Genomic DNA, 3,326 nt, shown 5'->3' with positions numbered 1-3,326 from the left:
AGCGGCGGTCGTGGGCCAGCAGCTGTTGCTGGCCCATGGCACGCGCGGCGCTATCGAGATAACCGGTGACGATGTTCCAGCCGATGCGCCCTTTGGTCAGGTGATCGAGCGTGGAGAGGCGGCGCGCGAACGGATACGGCGCTTCATAACTCAGGTTGGCGGTCACACCAAAGCCCAGATGCTGCGTCACGCTGGCCATGCCGGAAATCAGCATCAGCGGGTCGTTGACCGGCAGCTGAATCGACTCTTTAGCAGTCAGGCCAATACCTTGCTGATAGACGTCATACACGCCGAGAATATCGGCGATAAACAGCCCATCAAACAGTCCGCGCTCCAGCAAGCGCGCCAGATCCAGCCAGTAATCCAGCGAGTTGAAATCAACAGAACGATCCTGCGGATGCGTCCACATGCCGTGATGAATGTGCCCAACGCAGTTCATATTGAAGGCGTTAAGCAGAATCTGTTTTTGACTCATATCGTCCCCCGACGCGGCGGCAACACGCCATTCAGCAGATAGTTGCCGATTGTCGGATATTTCCAGCGCACCGGATCGTGCAAGGTGTGGGTGCGCGCATTGCGCCAGTGACGGTCGAAGTTGTGCTCACGCAGGCTGGATCGCGATCCGCCGAGTTCAAACAGCAGATTGCTGGCCTCCAGCGACACTTCCGTGGTCCAGGCGCGCGCTTTGGCGACTTCCACCGACGCCAGCGCCACGTTTTCGGCACTGGGATCGCGCTGCGCGACGTCAACCGCATCACCGGCAATCGCCAGCAGTGCATCGCCCGCACTTAGTCGTGCGGCCAGACGACCGGTACGATCGAGCGTCAGCGGATCGTCGCTGGCACGATCCACGCCGCTGTCCGGCCACGGACGCGCGCGCAGACGCAGGAAATCGAGCATGTCTTCAAACGCCGCCCGCGCGATGCCCTGATCGATAGCCGCATGCATAATCTGCGCGAATGGCCCAACGGTGCTCGGACGCTCAAACGCGGTCTGGAATGGCACCACATCTTCCGGCGCAATCGCCACATCGCGGAACTGCACGCTGCCGCTGCCGGTGGTGCGCTGACCAAAGCCGCTCCAGTCATCAATCACGTTGACGCCGGACTGATGGCGCGGCACAAACACCAGTTGCTCTTTGCCGTCATCGGCAATCGCCAGCGTCGGAATACGGTCGGCATACAGCGCGCCGGTGCAGTAAAACTTGTTGCCGTTGAGGCGCAATCCTTCGGCCTGTTGCGAAACCGCCGTAGAACGTTGATGCGCGGCAGGAGAACTGAATTCCGCCAGCGCATTACCGTGATGCACCCCTGCCAGCACTTCGGCGTAGAGCCGCTGTTTCTGCGCCTGGCTACCGTTGATGCGCAGCACTTCCAGCGCATAAAAATGGTTCTGCGGCACCTGACCAATCGATCCGTCGGCGGCGCTCAATATCACTAAAATCCCGGCCAGTTCGGCGGTTGAAATCTCAATGCCGCCAAAGTCACGCGGCACGGTGATGGCACCGAGCCCGAATTGAAACAGCTGCTGCAATTCAGCGTGCGGCAGTTCACGTTCGCGGTCGCGCTGGGCTGAACCGGCACGAAAACGTTCCGCCAGCTCCTGCGCGACTTGCAAGGCCTGTTGGGCGTGGGTGATGCGCGATGCGCGCTGTTTAGGCGATACCTGCGTCATGGTTGCTCCTTAAATCCACGCATGACGCGCAGGCAGCGCATCATTGAGGTAATAGTTGCCGATGGCGTGGGTTTTCCAGCGCACCGGATCGTGCAAAGTGTGAGTGCGCGCATTGCGCCAGTGACGATCGAGTCCGTGGCGCAGCAAAGTGCCGCGACTGCCGCCCCATTCCAGCAGTTTTTCGCTGGCACGCAGCGCTACTTCGGTGGTAAGCACTTTAGCTTCCGCTACCGCAATTGAAGCGAACGCGCAGTTTTCAGCGGTCAGCGCCTGTTGATCTATGCTGTCTAGCACGCGGGCGGCCTGCGTCAGCAGTGCGTTGGCGGCGCTCAGTTCGGTGCTGATGCGGCCAACATCGGCGAGGATGTAAGGATCGTCGGCATTGCGGCTGACATTGGCATCGACCCAAGGTCGCGAGCTGCTGCGCACAAACTCCAGCGCCTCATCCAGCGCGCCTTGCGCAATGCCTGCATCAATCGCCGCCTGAATCAGTTGGGAAACCGCACCGCGCAGCGTCGGTTTTTCCGCTGCGGGCAGCGGCATCAATAACGCCGGATCTACCGCAACTTGTTGCAGCTTCACCGTGCCGCTGGCGGTGGTGCGCTGGCCGATACCGGACCAGTCATCAACAATCTCCACGCCCGATGCTGGCAGCGGAATAAAGGCCATCTTCGGCTGCTGATCGTGCATCGCGGTGGTAACCAGAATATCGGCGAACAACGCGCCAGTGGAGTAGAACTTCTCGCCGGTAAGCGTTAAGCCCTGTGACGTTGTCACCAGCTGCGCCTGCACATCGCGCGTGTGTTTGGTGTTTTTCTCCGGCCCGCCGTTGCCCAGTCGTTTGCCCTGCACCACCGCGCTCAACAGTTGCTGCTGCTGCGCCGCCGAACCTTCGCCAAGGATGAACTGAATCAGACCAAAGTGGTTTTGCGGGATTTGCCCCAGCGAGGGATCGCTGGCGGAGATCAGACGAAACACCTCGGCCAGGGTTTGGTACGACAAACCTGCGCCGCCAAATTCGCGTGGCACACTGATGCTGCCAAGGCCCAACGCGGTGAACTGGTTGAGCAGCGCGATAGGATAGATGCGTTGCTGATCGCGCTCGACTGCGCCGCCTTTCGCCTGCTCGGCCAAATGGCGTGCGGCGGCGATGGCTTGTTCATCGCTATTTAATACCGCCGCGCGGTTAATAATCTCGTCACTGTTTTGCGTCATAGCTGATTTCACTTTTACTGCACAGCGAAGGGTAAGCCTGCACTGAATAAGTCAGCAGGCCGTGGAATGAATAACGGATTGAAAGCGATGATAATCAGCGGGGTTAAAACAAGTAAATAGCGCGGTTATGCTATATCCGGCAATGCGTTGCCATTATTAAGCTATGGATTTAATTAAGCGCAACAATAGGCTAGCGACGGTGCTGCGGGCAATTGACGAATATAAAAAAGCGGCGTGTAATTCTTAAGATCAAATAACGCAATCAAAATTTAAATAATGCATATAACGTAGGGTCGCCATTTATGGCGACCTTGTGGAATTGTGCGGGATTTTATAAGGTCACCATAAATGGCGACCCTACGGAATTGTGCGGGATTTTATAAGGTCGCCATAAATGGCGTAATGCCGATCAGTTAAGCCCGAAATGATCGGTTGAA

General features: G+C 58.0%; 3 protein-coding genes. All 3 read right to left on the bottom strand.

All coding sequences use genetic code 11. The annotated features are described in order from the left end of the window. Positions 1-475: LLM class flavin-dependent oxidoreductase (locus tag RTM06_RS11005; protein ID WP_312182134.1), on the bottom strand; the 475-nt coding region annotated here is incomplete at its 3' end. Next, positions 472-1,674 (bottom strand): SfnB family sulfur acquisition oxidoreductase, encoded by a 1,203-nt coding sequence (locus RTM06_RS11000; RefSeq protein ID WP_312182132.1) that lies wholly within the window; start codon positions 1,672-1,674, stop codon positions 472-474. The genes RTM06_RS11000 and RTM06_RS11005, both read right to left, overlap by 4 nt. Positions 1,675-1,683: 9 nt before the next feature. Further along, positions 1,684-2,889 (bottom strand): SfnB family sulfur acquisition oxidoreductase, encoded by a 1,206-nt coding sequence (locus RTM06_RS10995; protein ID WP_312182130.1) that lies wholly within the window; start codon positions 2,887-2,889, stop codon positions 1,684-1,686. Positions 2,890-3,326: the final 437 nt, after the last annotated feature.

Origin of the sequence: Pantoea sp. CTOTU46764 (assembly GCF_031974595.1) — a bacterium.
Lineage (GTDB): Bacteria > Pseudomonadota > Gammaproteobacteria > Enterobacterales > Enterobacteriaceae > Pantoea > Pantoea trifolii.
This window is presented reverse-complemented; position numbering and strand designations above follow the sequence as displayed.

Excerpts from the sequence above, each read along its gene's own strand:
- RTM06_RS11000 (WP_312182132.1), bottom strand. The coding sequence starts at position 1,674 with ATGACGCAGGTATCGCCTAAACAGCGCGCATCGCGCATCACCCACGCC.
- RTM06_RS10995 (WP_312182130.1), bottom strand. The coding sequence starts at position 2,889 with ATGACGCAAAACAGTGACGAGATTATTAACCGCGCGGCGGTATTAAAT.